Raw genomic sequence first — 21142 nt, forward strand, 5'->3', positions numbered from 1 at the left:
CGACTATACTCTCGCAAAGAATTTGGAATTTGGAATTTTCAAAATTGGAGTTTAAAATTTAACTATCCCGGCTTTAAATGTTGTATTTTTAGCCCCACAAAAATCAGGATTTTTTATTATGAAAAAAGTATTATTTATAACCTTAATAATGATGAGTTTAAACGCTATCGGACAGAATGTAATGTCACAGGAATTGCTATGGAAATTAGGAAGACTAACACCACTTGGACTTTCAAAAGACGGCAAAAATGTTGTTTTTAAAGTTTCAACTCCTTCTGTTGAGGAAAACAAATCGAATTCTAAATTTTACATTTTGCCTGTAAAGGGAGGAGATGCAACTGAACTTAAAGATACTAAAGATGTTCTGACCGACAAGAATATCTCGCCTGACGGAAAATATTTGGTATACAATGAAGAAGTAAAACTGGAAAAGGTTTTAGGAAAAGATTTCTACCCGAATCTTGACAAATCAGAAGTTCAGATTTATGACGGTCTGGATTATCGCCATTGGGATACCTGGAACGAAGGTAAATTTAATCACGTTTTTTATAAGGAAAACAAAGATGGCGCAACAGGAATTGATATTTTAAAGGGGGAAAATTTTGACAGCCCTCAAAAACCTTTTGGCGGTGATGAAGATTACATCTGGTCACCGGATAGTAAAAGTATTATATATGTCTGCAAGAAAAAAGCCGGAACAGCTTATGCAATTTCTACTGACACCAATATTTATGAGTACAATTTAGAAAATCAAAAAACAGTAAACAGAACCGAAGGCAATTTGGGTTACGATACCGCTCCTCAATTTTCTCCAACAGGAAATTTATCATGGCTGCAAATGAAACACGACGGGTACGAGTCGGATAAAAACGATATTATTGTTGAGTTTAAAGGAACCAAACAAAACTTAACCGCAAACTGGAACGGAACTGTAGATAATTTTATCTGGAGCAAAGACGGGAAAACAGTATTTTTTGTAGCTCCAATTGACGGCACAAAACAGCTTTTTACGGTAAACTTTCCGGGAGTAACCAGAATTGCAATTACAGTTCGTCAATTGACAAATGGTGATTTTGATGTAAACGACTTAGTTGGTTTCTCCGGCGATGACATTATTGTAACGAGATCCGACATGAATCATGCTTCAGAAATTTATTCTTTTAATCTGAAGAAAAATACCTGGAAGCAATTATCGAATGTAAACACAGTAACATACAAAACTTTAACCCTGAGCAAAACACAAAAGCGTTACGTAACTACCACTGACGGCAAAAAAATGCTGGTTTGGGTAATTTTGCCTCCAAATTTCGACGCTTCAAAAAAATATCCTACTCTATTGTTCTGTCAGGGAGGGCCTCAGAGTCCGTTGACACAATCGTATTCTTTCCGTTGGAATTTCTCTTTAATGGCAGCAAAAGGGTATGTGGTTGTGGCGCCAAATCGTCGGGGAATGCCGGGCCATGGTGTAGAATGGAACGAGCAGATCAGTAAAGACTGGGGGGGTCAGGTTATGGACGATTACCTGTCTGCAATCGATGATATTGCCAAAGAAAACTATGTTGACAAAAACCGTTTAGGTTGCGTAGGTGCAAGTTATGGAGGATATTCGGTATTTTATCTGGCCGGAATTCACAAAAACCGTTTTAAAACTTTCATCGCCCACGATGGTGTTTTCAATACACAAAGTATGTTTGGAACCACTGAAGAAGTTTTCTTTAGCAACTGGGATTTTGGCGGTGCTTACTGGGAAAAAGACAATGTCGCTGCACAAAAAACATATACAACATTTAATCCTGCGACTTTAGTTGGAAACTGGAACAGACCTATCTTAATTATTCAGGGTGGAAAAGATTTTCGTGTACCAATCGGACAAAGCCAGGAGGCATTTCAGGCGGCGCAGTTAAGAGGTATCAAGAGCCGCTTTCTTTATTTCCCTGATGAAAATCACTGGGTTTTAAAACCTCAGAATGCACAGGTTTGGCAAAACGAATTTTTTAAATGGCTAAACGAAACCCTTTAATAAATAAACAAAAAATTTCTAGCCACAGATTTACAGTCTGTGGCTTTTTTTATAGAAAGTTTGGCTTTTTAAAACAGAAAATATTGAATAAATTGCAGTAATCATTTCAAAAAAAATAAATTCCTTAATCCTAATTTATGGAAAGCAAAAGAAGCTACATGCCCATTAAAGTCCTTTTCGGCTATCTTACTCTGGTCGGATTAGTAGTAGTTGTGGGGTGGTTTTTATATTCTGAAAATGTAGTTTACAATAAATTAGAAGATAAAATTGCCTTTGAAAAAACAAAAATATTAAGGGTCAGCAAGCTTTTTTCGAATGTGTATAAAACTGAAAGCTTAGCCCGAAAAACAATTCAGACCAACTCTGAAAAAGATTTTAAAAGCTACCTTATCGAAACAGACTCCCTAAAATCGAGATTAGATACACTGAAACAAATTGTTACTACAGATTATCAGAAGGTTTTATTAGACAGTGTTACTTATCTATTATCTGAAAAAACAGAAAACATCAGACAATTAAAAACTATAAAAAATAAAGCTGAGGATGAAGTTTCTGTTAATACTGCTATTGACGAAATCACCAAAATGGAGTTCAAACTCCGAAAACTGGAACTTCAGGATTTTACAAAAAACCCAAATGATTTAGGGAGTTACCAGCGAAATGTACTGCAAAAATATGTTGATTATCTCAATCAGAATATTCCCGATGACAGCACCAATACGCTTACCAAACAAGCTTCTGATTCTATTCTGGCCAATTCAAAAAAGCTTTTGAGTGATGTAAAACAAAAAGCAGAGAAGAAAAAGGAATCACTCAATTTTGAAGAAAACAAACTATTAAAAAATGAAATTGCCATCTCTGAACAGCTCCGAAAAGTACTTCGGATTATTGAGCGGGAAATTATTATCAATTCAATTAAGAACAATTCCCTCAAAGAAAAGTCACTTAAAAAAGTAAATGAAATCGTCACTGTTTCAGCTATTGTGGGTCTTTTACTTACTGTTGTTTTCTCTATCATAATTGTAAGTGATTATTCGAAATCGCAATTGTATAAAAAACAGCTGGAGATTGCCAATTTTAAAACTAAAAACCTTCTTAAAAGCCGGGAACAGCTCATCTCAACAGTAAGTCATGATTTAAAAACACCCTTGAGTACAATTGTGGGATACTCAGAACTTTTAGGCAATTCTGATGTCAACACCAAACAGTCCTATTTTATTAAGAACATTAAAAACTCTTCTGAATATATTACGCAGCTGGTACAGGATTTACTCGATTTTTCTCAAATAGAAGCCGGAAAAATCACGATTGAAAAAGTTCCTTTTTTATTACCTGAAATTATTGATGAAGTTGCTAAAAGTATTCAGACGGTTTACAAACAAAAAAATATTGATCTCATCATCAATGTTGATGAAAAGCTGAACACAAAAATCGTTGGCGATCCGTTTCGCCTGAAACAGATTTTAAGCAACATTATCGGAAATGCTTATAAATTTACTGAACAGGGTTTTATAAGAATCAGTGCTTATGTTGCTGAAGACAATAATTTTTTTGCCATTACCGTTGAAGATTCAGGTATTGGAATCGAAAAGAAGAACCAGAAACTGGTATTTGAAGAATTTGCCCAGGCGAATGAAAATATCGAAAAAAAATATGGCGGAACAGGTTTAGGACTTGCCATCTGCCAAAAAATTATTTCCATCTTAGGCGGAAAATTAAAGCTTGAAAGTACATTTGGAGAAGGAAGTACTTTTAAAATCAAACTGCCACTGTTGTTTGATACGAGTGTAAGCCTGTCAGATCCGGAATCAAAAGGAATTGTTCCGAACCCTGAAAAATATACTTTTATTGTTCTCGATGATGATATCAATTTGCTGAATTTAACCAGTACTGTTTTAAAACAGCAGGAACATCAGGTTTTATCATTTACGAGTGCAGCAGAAGCGTTGGAAGCTATTCAAGATACCGATTTTGATTTCATTATTACAGATATTCAAATGCCTGAAATTGACGGCTTCTTGTTTGTTAAAAAATTAAAAAGCAAAACGGGTTCCTTTTATAAAAACCAGCCCATTATTGCTATAACAGGGCGAACAGATTTAGATTTTTCTACTTATACGAATGCTGGTTTTTCGACAGTGATAAACAAACCCTATTCACCAAAAGTCTTACTTGAAACCATTCAGAAAGTTGTAGACAATACTATAAATTTTGATAATAAAATTGTAAAAACGGAAGAGGAAATTTCTTCAAAAACATATTCTTTACAAACCTTAAAAGAGTTTTTAGGAAATGATAATGAATCGGCAAAAGAGTTCATCAGATCATTTATAGAAAGTACAATGCGGAATTTAAAAGCTTTGGAATATGCCGTGCAGAAAAAAAACATAGCCGAAGTAAATGCAATCAGTCATAGAATGGCTCCTATGTTCAGGCAAATACATGCTCACGAAATTGGGGCAACCCTTAAAATATTAGAACAAAATACTTTGAAGAATTCAGATTTAGAATCTCTTTTGAATAATTTAAAAATTAAAATAGATTTCCTTTTTGATGGTTTAAAGAAAGAAGTTCTTTAATCAATATTATACTGCTTCAGTTTGTTGTAAAGTGTTTTTCGGGTTATTTTTAAAAGCTTTGCCGCTTCAGATTTATTATTTTGAGTTCTGGATAAAGCATGGATAATGGCTTCTTTTTCATTGTCTGACAAAGAAAAACTGCCTGAAGTACCTGATTTTTCTGTTTGAAAAAACTCAATCGGCAAAACATCACTTTCAATGAAATCTCCCTGAGACAAAAGCGTAGCGCGTTTAATACAATTTTGAAGTTCTCGTAAATTTCCGGGCCAGCTGTATTTTTGAAAAATGGCCACAACTTCCGGTGAAAATCCGATAATATCTTTATTTAACTGCTGATTTGCTTTTTCTAAAAAGTAATCTGCAAAGACCATCAAATCTTCTCCTCTGTCTGTTAGTGAAGGCGACTGAATAGAGAATTCATTAATTCTATGGTATAAATCTTCACGGAAATCCCCATTTTTAACAGCTTCACGCAAATCTTCGTTTGTTGCTGTAATAATCCGGATATCAACATTAATTTCCTTGTTGCTTCCAACCGGTTTAATTTTTCTTTCCTGAAGTGCCCTTAACAACTGAATTTGATTTTCATAAGAAAGATTTCCTATTTCGTCCAGAAAAATAGTTCCGCCATTCGCTGCTTCAAAATATCCTGTTTTATCACTGATTGCTCCCGTGAAAGATCCTTTTAAATGTCCGAAGAATTCGCTAGCTGCCAATTCTTTTGGAATCGCACCGCAGTCAACAGCTATAAAATTGTTGCTTTTTCTATGGCTTTGCTGATGGATACTTTTGGCTATAATTTCTTTTCCGGTTCCGCTTTCCCCTATAATTAAAACAGACATATCAGTAGGACTAACCAGTTTAATATGTTCTAATAATTTTTTGGAAGCAACAGAAATTCCTTTTACAAATTCATTTTCAACAGGGGCTTGTTTAGCCGGAACTCTTTTTTCTTTTACTGTCACTTTTTCAGCCGGATCAGACTGCAAAGCATTGGTAATAACCAATAAAACTTCATCAGGATTAAATGGTTTTGAAATATAATCAGATGCTCCGTTTTTTATTGCTTTTACAGCGGTATTTACATCAGAGTAGCCTGTCATGAGTATAACAGGGATTTGAGGATAAGCAGTTTTAAATTCAGACATTAAAACAATTCCGTCAGCATCAGGCAAACGAAGGTCTGTCAAAATCAAATCGAAAGATTCTTTTTTGATATAGGATCGGGCTTCTTCTGCGGAGAAAGCAATAGTTACATCAAATGCTTTTTTTACCAGAAACCTTTCCAATAATTTGCAAAATGAAATATCGTCTTCTATTAATAATATCTTCGGCATGTGCTTTTTGGGACTTTTTGCTAAAATACCACTATTAATACAGTATTTTCACAAAATTATGCAAAAAAAAAAGAGACTGCTGTAAGCAATCTCTTTTTCACCAAAAACATAAATCTAATTCACCTAATTATATTTTTAACCAGTTTCCATTGGCATCTGAGTAAACAGTAGCCTTTTGGTCTCCAACTGCTATATCTAATTTGTATTCGTTTTTGTCGTTTTTATACGCTTTTTCAAGCACGGCACCAGGATAAGCTGTTTCTAATGCAGTTTTCACAGCTGCCGGAACGTCATCTTTACTAATTTCAGTATATTCAGACTGAAAAACTACGGAAGTTTTTTGTGGTTGAGCATCAGTAATTGTTGATGCATAGATTGACAAACTTCCAAAAACAATCGCTGCGGATAAAATTAACTTTTTCATAATGATTTAAATTTTAGTTACTTTTTAATTATATTTCCTGATGCATCTGTAAAAACTGTATACTTTTTGTCGCCGTTTGAAATTTCCAGTTTATACTCGTTTTTTGCATTTTTATATACCTTCTCGAGTTTAGTGTTTGGAAAAGATTTCTCTGCTGTAGATTTTACAGCTGCCGGAACTGCATCTGAAGCAACTTCTGTGTATTCATCCTGAAAAATAAAAGAATTAACAGTTGAAATTTTTCTTTCAGAAACAGCTGCCTGAACTGATAAACCTCCCAAAATAATTGCTGCAGATAAAATTAATTTTTTCATAATGCCTCTTTTAACTATTTTTTAATGATATTTCCCTTCTCATCTGTGTAAACAGTAGATTTTTCACCTCTTACTGTTATTTCGATTTTGTATTCTTTTTTGCTGTTTACGAATGCTTTTTCAAGTTTTACACCTGGATAAGCATTATCTAAACCTGTTTTAATAGCTGCAGGGACAGCATCAACTTCTTTATAATCGTCCTGGAATATGGATTTAGTAATTACATTTGCAGGACTTGAAGCAAATGCATGAATTGACAAACTTCCTAAAACTATTGCTGCTGATAAGATTAACTTTTTCATAATAATATGTTTTAAAGATTATTGTGCTTATTTTTTGATCCATGTACCGTCTGCATTAGCAAAAAGATTACCTACTTTATCACCAACACTAACATCTAATTTATATTCTGATTTTGCATTTTTATATGCTTTTGTAAGTACAGCGTCAGGATATGCTTTTTTAAGTGCGTCCGTAATTGCCGCAGGCACTTCTTCTAATTTAACTTCGGTATATTCGTCCTGAACAGGGATAATTTTTACAATATTATTTGAAATTGGGGAAGTTGATGCAAATGAAGTTAAACCTCCTAAAACAATTGCGGCTGATAAAAATAAATTTTTCATAATGTGTATATTTTAATTAATATTTATAATCGTTTTACACATAAAGTAATGAAATTATTGTGCCGGAACTAAAACCCCACACATAAACACATGTAAATCCTTGTATTTAAGGAATTTAAACAAATATAAGCTTTTTTAAAATTAATAACAAGTGTGTAATTTGTAAAAAAAAGTGTGTAAAATATATACACAAAAGTGTTTCTGCTTTTATTATATTCTGATTTTGACATCTTAAAGGTGATAGATTATATGATAAATTGTAGTATACCATTTGTATAATAAAAATTCATATCTATTCTTTAAAAATACTTAATACGAAATAAAAGATTTTTGAATCCATTCAAAACCAAAAAGAATTCATAATAAACAGAATAGTAATACAAAAATTACGACCTTAAAAAAATTTTTAACATAATCGCAAACAATTCATAATAATTGTGTTAGGCCCATGCTTAAATGTTAAAAATTAAATTGTAATTTTGCAAAAATTTTAAAATTGGAATATAAAATGAAAAAAATTATACTATTACTTGTTTTACTTGTAACAGTTGTAACGACTAATGCTCAAACAAACACTGTCGAAAGTTTAACTGATGGAAATTACAACAAATGGTCTGTCGAACTTGCAGGTGGATTTAACAAGCCACAAAAACCAATGAAATATTTCACAGCACCTATAAACCCTTTTGTTGTTGATTTAGGAGTACGATATATGCTCAATAACAAATTTGGTTTGAAAGCTGATTTAGGTTACAACAGTTTCCAGGAAGACAAAAACTCACCTTCTTTTGACACTAGATATTATAGATTTGATGTTCAGGGTGTAGCTAATTTAGGAAGAATCATGAATTTTGAAACATGGACAAATACTATTGGTTTACTAGCACATACAGGTATTGGCGCGGCATACTTTGAAGACAAAAACTCTTCATTAGATGACAATATGCTGAATTTTATTATTGGTATAACTGGTCAGGTTAAACTTTCAAACAAATTGGTTTTGACTGGGGATTTTTCAACTATCATGAATGGTTTTCAAGGCTACACATACGATGCAGCCGGAATAAATCAGGACAAAGGTTTGAGCGGAGCTCTGCTTAATGGTACTATAGGTTTGACATTATACTTGGGTAAAAATGAAAAACATGCTGACTGGGTTACTCTTATTGACAATGATACATTTGCTCAAAGAGAAAGAATTGACAACCTTGAAAAAATGTTAATCGACAGTGATAAAGATGGCGTAGCTGATTATTTAGATTTAGAGCCTAATACAATTGCCGGACTTTTGGTAGATTCAAAAGGAAGAGCTGTGGATTTAAACAACAATGGTGTTCCTGACGAATTGGAAGGTTACTTAACTAGAACTTATGGAAATAAATCTGATGCTCCGGTAAGCGATAAAGAATCAATAACAAACTTAGTTAACGGAGGTTATGTTGCGGCTTATTTTGATTTCAACAAATCTACTCCAACCGATTCTTCAATGGATGGTATTAATTTTGTACTAAATTATTTAAGAAATAATCCTTCAGCTTCTGTTGATATTACTGGTTATGCTGATGAAATTGGTAATGCTTCATATAATGAAAAATTAGCTGTCGAAAGAGCTAACAATGTAAAAGATATTCTTCTTAAAGCAAAAATTGCTCCTGAAAGAATAAATGTAATTAGTGGCGGTGTAGATACTTCTGTGGATAAAGAATCTGCTACTGCAAGAAAATTAGTAAGAAGAGTTACTTTTAAACTAAAAGACTAATTAAGTTTAAAAAAATAAAAAAAGCTACATCATATCGATGTAGCTTTTTTTTGTCACTCCATAGACTAAATAAAATATATTAGTTTAATGCAATAGCGTTCCATAAAAAAACCTCATATCATGAGGTCTGATAATATTTATCTGCTAATTTGAATTATTACTTTAAAAATAAATAGCTGTATCAGGCATTAAGATTTTCAGGCCAGCAATAGTCTCTTTACTCATAGGATTACCAACCAAAACCAGAGTTTTGAGTTTTTTTAAATACCGAAGTTGTTCCGGCAGTTCTTTTAGTTTATTATTGGCCAAATTCATACTTACAACATTTTCAAGTCCCTTAATTTTTGGAGAAATCTGAGTTATAGCGTTATCACTTATATTTAGATACTCTATATTTTTAGATTGAAATATTGTTTCAGGAACTTTTACAATACGGTTTTTTTGTAATTCTAAATACTTTAAATATTTTGGCAATTTTAGCTCCCCTAAATCATTAATTTGATTGGCTGAGAGGTTCAGATATTTTAAGTTTTTTATCTTGTCTAAACGGTCTGAAACGTAACTTATCTGATTACTATGCAGGTTAATCTCCTCCAAAGAAGGTATACTTAACAATGCCTCAGGAAAGACACTTAAATTATTAGAATCAAAATGTACAATTTTCAAATTTTGAAGTTTTGAAATTTCTGAATTTATAACATTCAAATTATTAAGGTTCATCGATAATGTTTTTAGCTTTTTTAATTCGCCAATTTCATCCGGAATAAATTTAATACTGTTTTCATTTACATTTAAAATTTCGAGCTGCTTTAGAGAGAATATTACTTTATCCATTTTCTCTAAATGATTCGCCATTATATTTAGAAAAAACAATGAATCCATTCTCACAAGATCAGGGGGAAGATTGTATAATCCTTTATTTCTAAAACTCATACTGTAAACCGTCTTTTTACTTAATAGTGCCACATCAATATCGGTATAGGTAGGATATTTTAACGGATCAATCTGTGCTGCTGCATTTGAAACCGAAAAAACAATTGCAATAAATAAAAGTATATTTTTCATAAAATATAAAAGCTGCCGGCAGTGAAATGCCGGCAGCTAAAAGATAAAATTGGTACTTATTTTTTTAGAAGTTTTACAGTTTTTTGGAAACCATCTGCTTCAATATTTAAAATCAGCATATTGGAAAATTGAAATTGAGTTGTAAAATCCAATTCCAAAACAGCATTTGTTTCTGCAAAAGCTTTCTTATAAACAATCTGCCCCAACATGTTATAAGCGGTAACATTTAAATTTTTAAGATTGTCTGAGTTAACATTCACATTTACAATTCCGGAAGTTGGATTAGGAGACACGATAACGTCGTTTTGTATTGTATGATCGATAGTCCCTAAAGAAGCACTACCAAGATTTTGCTTGAGTGCAATAACTATTGTAGCCGATTTTCCTTTGTAATCAATCGTATTTCCTGTTGCATCAACGTCAGTAGCAATAGACGAGCTTGGATGCTGAATAGAGAAAAATCCAAATTTATGATCTGGTGTGAAAGTAAGACCTGTTGGTTCAGAACCAGCTGGCATAGAAGCGAAAAGCTTAACTTTAGGATTTGCCTGAGTATGGTCCGGAGCTATTACCCAAATATAATTCTTTCCACCATCCTGCAACACCCAAAGATTCCCTAATTCATCAAAAGTCAAATTATCATTACCATCTCCCCACGCTTCAGATTTAACTCCGTCTGCCGTATACAAATTATAAACAGTTGACCCGCCTCCAACGAAGACTTCTACTTCTGAAGCTGTTGTTCCGTTATCTTTTAAACGATATACTTTATCCAGTCCTTTTGCTGTAAAATATACTTTACCATCTAACGGACTTATTTCTACATCTTCTATTCCGTTGAATTTAGTTCCACCTAAAGATTCAGCCAAAGAAGTTGTATTGTTTTGATCCGCCTGTGTTTTATTTGGAACTTGAATCCAGGTTGCTGTAGTACCTACAGGATCTCCATTTACTAAACCCTGATCCAGTTTTAAAACATATAAGTTTCCAGACGAAAGGTCATTTGGAGTATCCATCGCATATTTGTATACCATGTGTGTTCCTCCATCTTCACCATAATAAGCTAAAGTTCCGGCATCATTAACCACAACATTTTCGTGATTCATGATTCCCATTTGCCAAAGTTTCCCTTTCGTTCCATTGGCATTTTTAGAAGAAACCTCTGCAGTAGCGGGATCAATTTCTACTAACCAGCCGTAATCTTTGTATCCATCACCATTTGTATCATTACCCGTTACAGATTCCTCGGCAGTAACGATAGTTCCCCAGGGTGTAACTCCTCCGGAACAGTTTCTGATAGTTTGTACTAAACTCGCTGATGAAAAATCTACAGCTCTTGATTTTGTAAGCTGCCAAAGTTTTGTTGCAGCATTGAAATTAATTTCGGCCATTGTAACACCACCCGGATTTGTTTCATGGTTTACAGAAAGATATCCATCTGTGCTGCTCGGCGTACCGCTTACTTTTTTAGCAACATAACCGGTAAAATCGTTTTGTCCGCCAACAAATCCTCCTCCTTCAGTATAAGGATCACCTTCCTTAAGAATCAATTGAAATTTATGCTGCGTCGGAATAATTAATTTTGAAGTCTGTGCTGTAGGTACAATTGATGTAAAACAGCTGATATGGTTCCCGTCATTACAAGAAGTATCCGGAGGGATAACTACTGGCGGGGCTGCATTTTTTAGATAAGCATCCATTCTTAAATCAGAGCTGCCTGCACCTCTATTGTGTAATTCAATCGAAATTCTGTTAGTTCCCTGCACAAAATTCGCTTTTGGAATAGAGAAAACATTGTAAACACTTTCATTGGCTCCATCTATTGTTGTACTCGATAGCGTGGCATAAGTAATTGCTCCTGCCGGCATATTATCTCTTACGACTTCTACTCCATTCAAAAAAACAAGTATACCATCATCTCTCATCACTCCAAGTTCCACTGTTTCGGTAAGATCAGCCAAATTAACGGTAAAATCTTTAGTAAAATAAGCAGCATTTAACGGTTTTGTGATGGTAGTAGTTACAGGATCACCATATCCTAAAGGCCCGTTTCCTGATTTCCATGCTGAAACATCAAATCCTGGATTTTTCCATTGTTCTGCCAATTCTACTCCTTTGTCATCATAACTCCATGATGAACCTTTATCAAAAATTGTGGTCTGTGCCTGAATAACTGAATTAGTCATCAATAAAAAAGCGGCAACTGAAAGTAATTTTCTTTTCACGGTATAGTCTGTTTTGTTATACCACGCGAAGTTATTCCCCTATGACGGACTTTGTATTAAGCGCATTTTAAATAAACATGGTACTAAATTAGCAAATCTTAAACTTAATGTTAACCTGTTAAGATTAAGTTAGTACTGTACTTTACTGATGTCGGTCAAAGAATTGATAAAAGCTACCAGCTGTTTTATTTCTTTTTGATCAAGGTTAAGTTTATCCGGTGCTAATGTCTGGTTTTTAATTTCCAGACCCATCCCTTCAGCACCGCCTTCATTATAAAAAGCTATAACTTCTTCCAGTGTTGAAAATGCACCATTATGAAAATAGGGTTTTGTAAGAGCAGCATTTCTTACAGACATTGTTTTAAAAGAATTTTCATAAATCCATGAACTTTCTTTTTTAACATTACTGTTTATTCTTCCTTTATCATCATCAACTTCAATAGGCAACATTTGTAACGGCTGTTTTGTTACACCCAAAACTTCAGATTCGTTTTCATTATAAAATGGAGGCACTAATCCTGAAAAATGCGGAGCAAAATGACAAGTCGCACAGGCAGCTTTTCCCATAAAAAGATTGTATCCTTTTTTAGCATCTTCAGAAATTTCTTTTTCGTTTCGCATGAATTTATCAAAATCACTATTGAAGGAATACAGCGAGGCTACATATGAACTTAAAGCTTTAGAGAAATTTTGTTTGGTGATATTCCCGTTTGTAAAGGCTTTTCTGAAAGCTTTTTTGTACTGCGAATTTGTTTTTAGTTTTTTAATGATGGTTTCATAACTGGTATTAAATTCCTGTTCATTATAAATCACATGTTCTACCTGCTGTTCAAGATAAAAAGCACGCAAATCATAGAAGAATCTTTTAGCAAAAACAGCATTATACAGAGAAGGAGAGTTTCTTAAAACCGTTTTTCCTTCTACGCTGCTTAAAGATTTCGCTTTTAAATCGGTAAAAGCATTTTCAGGCAAATGGCATGAGGCACAGCTCATTTTTTCATTATTGCTTAAACTTTCATCATAGAAAATTGCTTTGCCTAAAGATTTCAAATCCGCATTATCTTCAGATGATTTTAAAAGCGTATAAAAATAAGGGTCGAGAAAATCATCGTTGAAAAAGTTTTTATTATTAATATTCCAACCCGAAACCTCTTTCAAATCATCCGGAGAATTATCCCATTTGCCTAATTCTTCATACAAAGGCTGAAGATGAACTTTATAGAATTCTATTCGGTCAAAAGTATCAAAATCGGTGTTTTTAGAAAGATAATCAATACTGCCTGCTAATAAATTTTCGGCTTTTCGAGTGTCAAAATTTTTAAAATAATCGTCTTTTTTTATGTAGTTATCAATTCCTGTCATGGCATGAACAGCTTCTTCAAAAACATTCAGTGATCCGGGTGTGTCAAATCCTGTAATACCCATAGTATAAATTCTAATAAGCTCTATACGCAATGGCAGTGTTTTATTCTTCTCTTCTGAAAAGCCGTTTTTTAATACGCTCAGATAAAAATCATTATAGCTGTTATAAAGAAAATCTGTCATTTCAACGATCTTATTTTGCTGCATCCCGGCTTCATCTGAAAAAACAAGTTCATCTAACACTTGCAATCCTTCCGGAGGCAAAGTATTTGAAGCAGTTCCTGTACCTTCTATATGAAATAATGGTGCGGCATTAAGATGTGTTTTGGAAAATTCAGGATAATGATATGCAATATAAAATTCTATTTCCTTATATGAATTTCTGGTATTTTTTAACGATACTTGTAAGTCTTCTTTTGAAATCTTACCCTGCTGAAAAAGACGTACATCTGATTTTAAAACAGCTAACTTATTATTAAAAGTTTTTAATCCGTGATTAATTAAAGCGTTCGTAGTTACATATTCGTTATCTCCGGGATTAAATGACATTATTATAAAGCCTGCAAAAAGTGCAATACCGAAAAACAAAAAAGATTTCATATTTTTTGCTCGCAAAAATATTTCCTTTAGATCGTATTAATTTTAAATCTGGATTAAATAATATGCATTTTTCAGTTAAATCTTTGCATAAAAAAACCTCATTTTTCAATGAGGTTTAGTAATTATTCCGGACTATTCATTTTGAAAGTATCCATAAAAGCAGTTGTATAATCTCCTGCGATGTATTTTGGATCATCCATTAATTGTCTGTGAAAAGGTATAGTTGTTTTTACTCCTTCGATAACGAATTCGTCCAGAGCTCTTCTCATTTTACTGATCGCTTCTTCACGGGACTGCGCGGTTGTAATTAACTTCGCAATCATTGAATCGTAATTTGGCGGAATGCTATATCCTGAGTAAACGTGAGTGTCTAAACGAACTCCGTGTCCTCCTGGCATGTGAAGCGTTGTAATTTTTCCTGGTGAAGGACGGAAATCGTTATAAGGATCTTCCGCATTAATACGAACTTCTATAGCATGTAATTCAGGAAGATAGTTTTTACCAGAAATTGGAATTCCGGCTGCAACCATAATCTGCTCACGGATCAGATCATAATCAATTACCTGTTCAGTAATTGGATGCTCTACCTGAATACGTGTATTCATTTCCATGAAATAGAAATTTCTGTGTTTATCCACTAAAAACTCTACAGTTCCGGCTCCTTCGTATTTAATGAATTCAGCTGCTTTTACAGCCGCTTCTCCCATTCTTGTACGCAATTCATCTGTCATGAAAGGTGAAGGTGTCTCTTCAGTCAATTTTTGGTGACGACGCTGAACAGAACAGTCTCTTTCAGAAAGGTGACATGCTTTTCCGTAAGAATCTCCAACAACCTGAATTTCGATATGACGTGGTTCTTCGATAAGTTTCTCCATGTACATTCCGTCATTTCCAAATGCTGCAGCTGCTTCCTGACGTGCGCTTTCCCATGCTTTTAAAAGCTCATCTTCTTTCCAGATGGCACGCATTCCTTTTCCGCCACCACCGGCAGTAGCTTTCATCATAACCGGATAACCAATTTCTTTAGCCACTTTTTGGGCGTGCTCGAAAGATTCTAGCAATCCGTCTGAACCTGGCACACATGGAACTCCTGCTGCTTTCATAGTAGCTTTTGCAGAAGCTTTATCTCCCATTCGGTCGATCATTTCAGGAGCCGCACCAATAAATTTGATTCCGTGTTCCTGACAAATTTTAGAGAACTTAGCATTCTCTGAAAGAAATCCGTATCCCGGATGTATTGCATCTGCATTTGTAATTTCTGCAGCAGCAATAATGTTTGACATTTTTAAATACGATAAGTTACTTGGAGGAGGACCAATACAAACCGCTTCGTCTGCGAACTTAACATGTAAGCTTTCCGCATCGGCCGTAGAGTAAACTGCTACAGTCTTGATTCCCATTTCCTTGCATGTACGTATTACGCGTAGTGCAATTTCTCCTCTATTCGCAATTAATATTTTTTTAAACATCTTTTTAAAATTAGATAATTAGATAATTAGATAATTGGATAATTAGATTTCAGGCACTTCCGAAAAAGTCTAAAATCTAATGATCTAACGATCTAAGATTAAGATGGATCAACTAAGAACAAAGGCTGGTCAAATTCTACCGGAGACATATCGTCAACAAGAATTTTTACAATTTTACCTGAAACTTCTGATTCAATTTCGTTGAATAATTTCATTGCTTCAATTACACAAAGAACATCGCCTTTAGCAATTGTACTTCCTACTTCAGTGAAAACTGGTTTATCCGGAGACGGTTTTCTGTAGAATGTTCCGATAATTGGAGATTTTATAGTAACGAATTTAGAATTTTCAGCAGGAGCAGCCGCTTCACTACTTACGTTTACAACTACCGGTGCAGTTTGTTGTGGAGCAACTGCTTGTGGCAATGCAGCCTGAGCTGGTAATTGCTGTACATAAGTAGCTTCAGTTACATTTGTTTCTAAAGTTGTTCTGATAGTGATTTTTACATCATCCATTTCTAACTTAACCTCTGCAACTCCCGAATTTGCTACAAATTTGATTAGGTTTTGAATTTCTTTTAAATCCATAATGATTCGTTTTTAGTTTTAATTTATTTCTTATCGTAAGCCCATTTTAAGTAAATAGATCCCCAGGTGAATCCACCACCAAAAGCGGCAAAAATAACATTATCTCCTTTTTTAAACTTATTCTCAAAGTCAGCCAGCACTAATGGCAATGTTCCAGAAGTTGTATTACCATATCTTTCGATATTTACAAGTACTTTAGAATCTTCAAGATCTAATCTGCCGGCAGTAGCATCAATAATACGTCTGTTTGCCTGATGTGGTACTAACCAGCTCACATCTTCTTTTGTCAGATTATTTCTTTGTAAAATCAATTCACTAGCATCAGCCATATTGGTAACAGCATATTTAAATACTGTTTTACCATCCTGCATAATATTGTGCTGTCTGTTTTTAATGGTCTCTTCTGAGGCCGGGATCAAAGATCCTCCAGCAGGGATTTTAAGAAAATCGCGTCCAACACCATCACTTCGTAAGTACTCATCCTGTAATCCAAGACCTTCATAATTTGGTTCAAATAAAACCGCTCCGGCCCCATCCCCAAAAATAATACAGGTAGATCTGTCTGTATAATCTACAATTGATGACATTTTATCTGCACCAATTAATAATACTTTTTTATAACGTCCTGATTGCACATAAGCTGCTGCCGTAGACATTCCGTATAAAAAACTGGAACAAGCCGCTTGTAAATCGTAAGCAAATGCATTTGTGGCACCAATTTCTGTAGCAACATGTACACCTGTAGCTGCTACCATCATATCTGGTGTTGCAGTTGCCATTATTACCATATCAATTTCCAACGGATCAATATTGGCTTTTGCTATTAAATCTTGTGCTGCTTTTATAGCAAGATAGGAAGTTCCTTTATCAGCATCTTTAAGAATTCTTCTTTCTTTTATTCCGGTACGGGTAGTGATCCATTCATCATTGGTATCAACCATTGTTTCTAGTACTTTGTTAGAAAGTACAAAGTCAGGAACGTATCCTCCAACAGCGGTAATTGCGGCTGTGATTGTATTCATTATATTCTATTATTTCCTGTCAAATACAGTGTATTTGAAAAATTTTTAAAAGACTTGAAAATTACAAAAAAATTTCTAAACGTATTGTCGTAAATTTCCTTAAAAAAGAAAGTTGTATCCAACAAAAAAAACTCTCACATAGTGAGAGTTCTAATATCATTTACAAAAACGTATTAAGCAACCGCTTCAGATTTATCGATAACAACTTGCCCTCTGTAATACATTTTACCTTCATGCCAGTAAGCTCTGTGGTATAAATGCGCTTCCCCTGTAATAGGGCATGTAGCGATTTGAGCTACAGTAGCTTTATAATGTGTTCTTCTTTTATCTCTTCTTGTTTTCGAGGTTTTTCTCTTAGGATGTGCCATTTTACTATATTATTTATCCGTTAATAGTTTTTTTAATTTTTCCCAACGCGGGTCAATATCTTCTTCTTGTTTACTCTCTTCCTTTTGTTCCTTAACTTTTAACTCCTTTAGTTTTGTCAGGGCTTCTGTCTGCAACGTTCCGTCTTTTACACCCGGATGAATTCTCTTTTGCGGAATTGACAATGCAATCATTTCATAAATGTATTGTGCCACATCTATCTCAAATTCACCATGAGGGAGAATCAATAACTCTTCATTGTCATTGTTAAATTCTTCCCCAAAACGAACGATGAGTTTCATCTTTCCTTTTACAGGCAAATCAAAATCTTCACTGGTAAGATCACAAGGTACATTTACTGTTCCTTTATGCTTAAAATCCAGTTCCAGCATATTGCTTTTCTTATCTAAAACTAAAGTAACTTTGATATCCGAATTTTGAAACTCATCATAATCAAAGTCCTCAAAGAACTTGTTACTTATTTGATATTCAAAATGGTGTTTGCCTAGCTTTAATCCCACAAACGGAATTAAAAATTCTTTTGTTTTGCTCATTTCAACATCAATTTGTACAATTAGGCTCTAAAACTCAGATACCTGAATTGGGGTGCAAAGATATAAAATTATTATAAAACTAATAATCTTATTCACCTTTTTTTGTTTATAACTGTTTTTCTTTTATTTTAAGAGGTTTTGCACTAATCTCCTCATACTGACTGCGTGAACGAAAAACATCAATTGCAAGATAAACAGCCTCTTTAAATGAATTATAATCTGCCATATCTTTTCCTGCAATATCATAGGCAGTACCATGATCCGGCGAGGTTCTGATTCTGTTTAGTCCAGCAGAATAATTGACTCCTTTTCCGAATGATAATGTTTTAAATGGAATCAACCCCTGGTCGTGATATGTTGCCACGACAGCGTCATATTTTTCATACTGACCGCTTCCAAAAAAACCATCTGCAGGAAAAGGACCAAAAACCATAGTTCCGGCATCGAATATTTTCTTTAAGACAGGTTTTAACACCAAATCATCCTCTTTTCCTATCACACCTCCGTCACCTGCGTGCGGATTCAGGCTTAACACCGCAATTTTAGGCTTTACAATACTAAAATCCTGAATTAATGATTTTCTGATAGTTTCAATTTTCCTCGTAATTAATTCTTCAGTCACATGAGAAGAAACTTCATTTAAAGGAACATGGTCCGTCAGCAGCCCAACTCTCAGGTTATCGTGAACCATCATCATTAAAGCATTTCCTTCCAGTTCCTGATCCAGATAATCCGTGTGCCCCGGAAATTTAAAATCTTCTGACTGGATATTATATTTATTTATTGGAGCCGTTACCAAAACATCAATCTCTCCGTCTTTTAATGCTTTTGTAGCAGCCACAAACGATTTTATAGCGTATTCCCCTATTTTCTCATCGTTTGTACCTAGATTTATATCAACACTTTCTCTCCAAAGATTAAAAACATTCACTTTTCCCGGCAAAACCTGATCTAACTTATCAACTCCGTGAAACTGAACTGTAGATGTAAAACTTTTTTTAACAAAAGAAAGTATTTTGGCATTTGCAAAAATAACCGGCGTACACAATTCCAACATACGAGAATCTTCGAATGTTTTTAATATAACTTCGCTTCCAATACCGTTTAAATCTCCAATTGAAATCCCAACAATTATATTTTCTGCTTTTTTATTCATGAGCTCAAATTATTTATTACTAATTTTGATGTGCAAATTTAGTAAATAAAACCAACAATGTTCACAGGAATTATAGAAACCTTAGGAAGGGTTCACGAAATACAGAAAGACCAAAATAATCTTCATATAACAGTTGATTCATCGATCACAAACGAATTAAAAATTGACCAAAGTGTATCCCATAACGGAATCTGCCTTACAGTCGTTGCCATAAAAAACAGTTTCTATACCGTAACCGCAATTGAGGAAACTATTTTAAAAACGAACATTGGAACCTGGAAAACCGGGGATATCATTAATTTAGAAAGAGGAATGAAACTTGGTGACCGTCTTGACGGACATATTGTACAAGGACACGTTGATCAAACCGGAACCTGCATTAAAATTGAAGAAGCCAACGGCAGCTGGAATTACACTTTTGAATATGACAAAAACCTAAGTAATATTACAATCGAAAAAGGCTCAATAACGGTAAACGGAGTCAGCTTAACAGTAGTAAATTCTAAAACAGACGAATTTAGTGTTTCAATAATACCTTATACTTTTGAAAACACTAACTTCAAAACTTTCCAAGTTGGAACAAAGATAAACTTAGAATTTGATGTAGTAGGAAAATATATTACCAGACTTTATTCCATTAACCAATAAAACAAAACTTTTTTTACAAAACAAAAGCTTCAGTTTACACTAAAGCTTTTGTTTTTAATTTATGTTTATATATTACATATATTCCTAATAAAATAGCGGCCAATAACAATATCAGCAACCCAACACCATCAATTGGTGCAGGAGGTTCCGGCGGTCCAGGACCAGGACCAGGAGGCTGAGCAAAAATACTCAAACCACCTAATAGCACAAAAACAACGGTCGTAATTTTATTTATCATTTTCATAAAAAACGAAATAGTTTAAAATCTTAATTTCCTTAAATTTGATTTACAGACTTTTACAAAAGCGTGGCTCTTTCATAAAGTATGCTACAAATATATCGCTTTTTTATCCAAAAAAAACATGTAACAAAAAAAAAAGCTTCATAAAAATTTCATGAAGCTTTTTTTAAAGTGGTCCCACCTGGGCTCGAACCAGGGACCACCTGATTATGAGTCAGGTGCTCTAACCAGCTGAGCTATAGGACCGGTTAAGAGTTTGCAATATTACTACTATTTTTTATTCGTTCCAAATATTTTGCACTATCATTTGTACTTAATTTCAATATTAACAAATCTTATTAAAAATTAAATTGATTATCAAGTGATTATTAAAACAATAAAACTACCTGATTTCCTGACAAAGCTCGACTAAAACACCGTTTGTGCTTTTGGGATGTAAAAAAACAACCATTTTATTGTCGGCCCCCAGCTTTGGATTCTCATTTATCAGCACAAAACCTTCGTTTTTTAATCGGGCAATTTCTGCTCCTATATCATCCACATCAAAAGCGATATGATGAATTCCTTCTCCTTTTTTTTCTAAAAACTTTGCAATCGGACTTTCAGGATTTGTAGCCATCAAAAGTTCGATTTTATTGGTTCCGGTTTGAAAAAAAGAAGTTACTACATTTTCTGATTCTACTTTTTCCGTTTTATACGATGGAACACCTAATAATTTTTCAAATAAAATATTAGCATCATTTATATTATTTACCGCAATTCCTATATGTTCAATTCTATTTACCATA

Annotated in this window: 20 protein-coding genes and 1 tRNA gene; 4 read left to right on the plus strand and 17 right to left on the minus strand. The window is 33.9% G+C overall.

What is annotated here, in order from left to right; all coding sequences use genetic code 11:
• The first annotated feature begins 118 nt into the window (after positions 1 to 118).
• A complete protein-coding gene (locus GXM16_RS15285) occupies positions 119 to 2020 on the plus strand; it encodes a S9 family peptidase (RefSeq protein WP_163395356.1) in 1902 nt (633 codons plus the stop codon).
• A gap of 137 nt (positions 2021 to 2157) precedes the next feature.
• Complete coding sequence (locus tag GXM16_RS15290; protein WP_163395357.1) at positions 2158 to 4599, plus strand: ATP-binding response regulator; 2442 nt, start codon at positions 2158 to 2160, stop codon at positions 4597 to 4599.
• Here the strand turns inward: GXM16_RS15290 and GXM16_RS15295 are convergent.
• From GXM16_RS15295 to GXM16_RS15315, 5 genes are all read right to left on the minus strand, one after another.
• A complete protein-coding gene (locus GXM16_RS15295) occupies positions 4596 to 5936 on the minus strand; it encodes a sigma-54-dependent transcriptional regulator (protein ID WP_163395358.1) in 1341 nt (446 codons plus the stop codon). The genes GXM16_RS15290 and GXM16_RS15295 overlap by 4 nt on opposite strands.
• Before the next feature lie 127 nt (positions 5937 to 6063).
• Complete coding sequence (locus GXM16_RS15300; RefSeq protein WP_163395359.1) at positions 6064 to 6360, minus strand: hypothetical protein; 297 nt, start codon at positions 6358 to 6360, stop codon at positions 6064 to 6066.
• Positions 6361 to 6377: 17 nt separating this feature from the next.
• Positions 6378 to 6674, minus strand: coding sequence for a PepSY-like domain-containing protein (locus GXM16_RS15305; protein ID WP_163395360.1), 297 nt, complete (start codon positions 6672 to 6674; stop codon positions 6378 to 6380).
• A 14-nt stretch (positions 6675 to 6688) separates the two neighbouring features.
• Positions 6689 to 6976 carry a hypothetical protein gene (locus GXM16_RS15310; RefSeq protein ID WP_163395361.1) on the minus strand — a complete coding sequence of 96 codons (288 nt, stop codon included), beginning with the start codon at positions 6974 to 6976 and terminating at the stop codon, positions 6689 to 6691.
• A gap of 27 nt (positions 6977 to 7003) precedes the next feature.
• Positions 7004 to 7300: a hypothetical protein gene (locus GXM16_RS15315; protein ID WP_163395362.1), complete on the minus strand. Its 297-nt coding sequence runs from the start codon at positions 7298 to 7300 to the stop codon at positions 7004 to 7006.
• A gap of 508 nt (positions 7301 to 7808) precedes the next feature.
• Here GXM16_RS15315 and GXM16_RS15320 point away from each other — a divergent pair.
• Complete coding sequence (locus tag GXM16_RS15320; protein ID WP_163395363.1) at positions 7809 to 9059, plus strand: OmpA family protein; 1251 nt, start codon at positions 7809 to 7811, stop codon at positions 9057 to 9059.
• 162 nt (positions 9060 to 9221) lie between these two features.
• Here the strand turns inward: GXM16_RS15320 and GXM16_RS15325 are convergent, their stop codons facing one another.
• From GXM16_RS15325 to pdxA, 9 genes are all read right to left on the minus strand, one after another.
• The gene (locus tag GXM16_RS15325) at positions 9222 to 10124 is read right to left on the minus strand and encodes a leucine-rich repeat domain-containing protein (protein WP_163395364.1); all 903 of its coding nucleotides are present in this window, start codon (positions 10122 to 10124) and stop codon (positions 9222 to 9224) included.
• A gap of 56 nt (positions 10125 to 10180) precedes the next feature.
• The gene (locus GXM16_RS15330) at positions 10181 to 12349 is read right to left on the minus strand and encodes an alkaline phosphatase PhoX (RefSeq protein WP_163395365.1); all 2169 of its coding nucleotides are present in this window, start codon (positions 12347 to 12349) and stop codon (positions 10181 to 10183) included.
• Positions 12350 to 12478: 129 nt separating this feature from the next.
• Complete coding sequence (locus GXM16_RS15335) at positions 12479 to 14311, minus strand: cytochrome-c peroxidase (protein WP_163395366.1); 1833 nt, start codon at positions 14309 to 14311, stop codon at positions 12479 to 12481.
• A 122-nt stretch (positions 14312 to 14433) separates the two neighbouring features.
• Positions 14434 to 15780, minus strand: coding sequence for an acetyl-CoA carboxylase biotin carboxylase subunit (gene accC, locus GXM16_RS15340; RefSeq protein WP_163395367.1), 1347 nt, complete (start codon positions 15778 to 15780; stop codon positions 14434 to 14436).
• A 98-nt stretch (positions 15781 to 15878) separates the two neighbouring features.
• Positions 15879 to 16367: an acetyl-CoA carboxylase biotin carboxyl carrier protein gene (gene accB / locus GXM16_RS15345; protein WP_163395368.1), complete on the minus strand. Its 489-nt coding sequence runs from the start codon at positions 16365 to 16367 to the stop codon at positions 15879 to 15881.
• 23 nt (positions 16368 to 16390) lie between these two features.
• Positions 16391 to 17389: a beta-ketoacyl-ACP synthase III gene (locus GXM16_RS15350; protein WP_163395369.1), complete on the minus strand. Its 999-nt coding sequence runs from the start codon at positions 17387 to 17389 to the stop codon at positions 16391 to 16393.
• 173 nt (positions 17390 to 17562) lie between these two features.
• On the minus strand, positions 17563 to 17757 hold the full coding sequence (rpmF, locus tag GXM16_RS15355; protein WP_008465217.1) for a 50S ribosomal protein L32: 195 nt from the start codon (positions 17755 to 17757) through the stop codon (positions 17563 to 17565).
• A 9-nt stretch (positions 17758 to 17766) separates the two neighbouring features.
• Positions 17767 to 18309, minus strand: coding sequence for a YceD family protein (locus GXM16_RS15360; RefSeq protein WP_163395370.1), 543 nt, complete (start codon positions 18307 to 18309; stop codon positions 17767 to 17769).
• A gap of 106 nt (positions 18310 to 18415) precedes the next feature.
• Positions 18416 to 19465 carry a 4-hydroxythreonine-4-phosphate dehydrogenase PdxA gene (gene pdxA / locus GXM16_RS15365; protein WP_163395371.1) on the minus strand — a complete coding sequence of 350 codons (1050 nt, stop codon included), beginning with the start codon at positions 19463 to 19465 and terminating at the stop codon, positions 18416 to 18418.
• A 57-nt stretch (positions 19466 to 19522) separates the two neighbouring features.
• On the opposite strand from pdxA, the gene GXM16_RS15370 reads away from it, so the two are divergent.
• Complete coding sequence (locus tag GXM16_RS15370; RefSeq protein ID WP_163395372.1) at positions 19523 to 20113, plus strand: riboflavin synthase; 591 nt, start codon at positions 19523 to 19525, stop codon at positions 20111 to 20113.
• Between the two features lie 34 nt (positions 20114 to 20147).
• On the opposite strand, the gene GXM16_RS15375 is transcribed toward GXM16_RS15370, so the two are convergent.
• The 3 genes from GXM16_RS15375 to mce form a co-directional block, all read right to left on the minus strand.
• Complete coding sequence (locus GXM16_RS15375) at positions 20148 to 20357, minus strand: hypothetical protein (protein ID WP_229684360.1); 210 nt, start codon at positions 20355 to 20357, stop codon at positions 20148 to 20150.
• Between the two features lie 169 nt (positions 20358 to 20526).
• Positions 20527 to 20600 (minus strand) — tRNA-Ile (locus tag GXM16_RS15380).
• Between the two features lie 136 nt (positions 20601 to 20736).
• Positions 20737 to 21141 carry a methylmalonyl-CoA epimerase gene (gene mce, locus GXM16_RS15385; RefSeq protein WP_163395373.1) on the minus strand — a complete coding sequence of 135 codons (405 nt, stop codon included), beginning with the start codon at positions 21139 to 21141 and terminating at the stop codon, positions 20737 to 20739.
• Position 21142 lies beyond the last annotated feature (1 nt).

The organism is Flavobacterium limi, from assembly GCF_010645075.1.
Classification (GTDB): Bacteria; Bacteroidota; Bacteroidia; order Flavobacteriales; family Flavobacteriaceae; genus Flavobacterium; species Flavobacterium limi.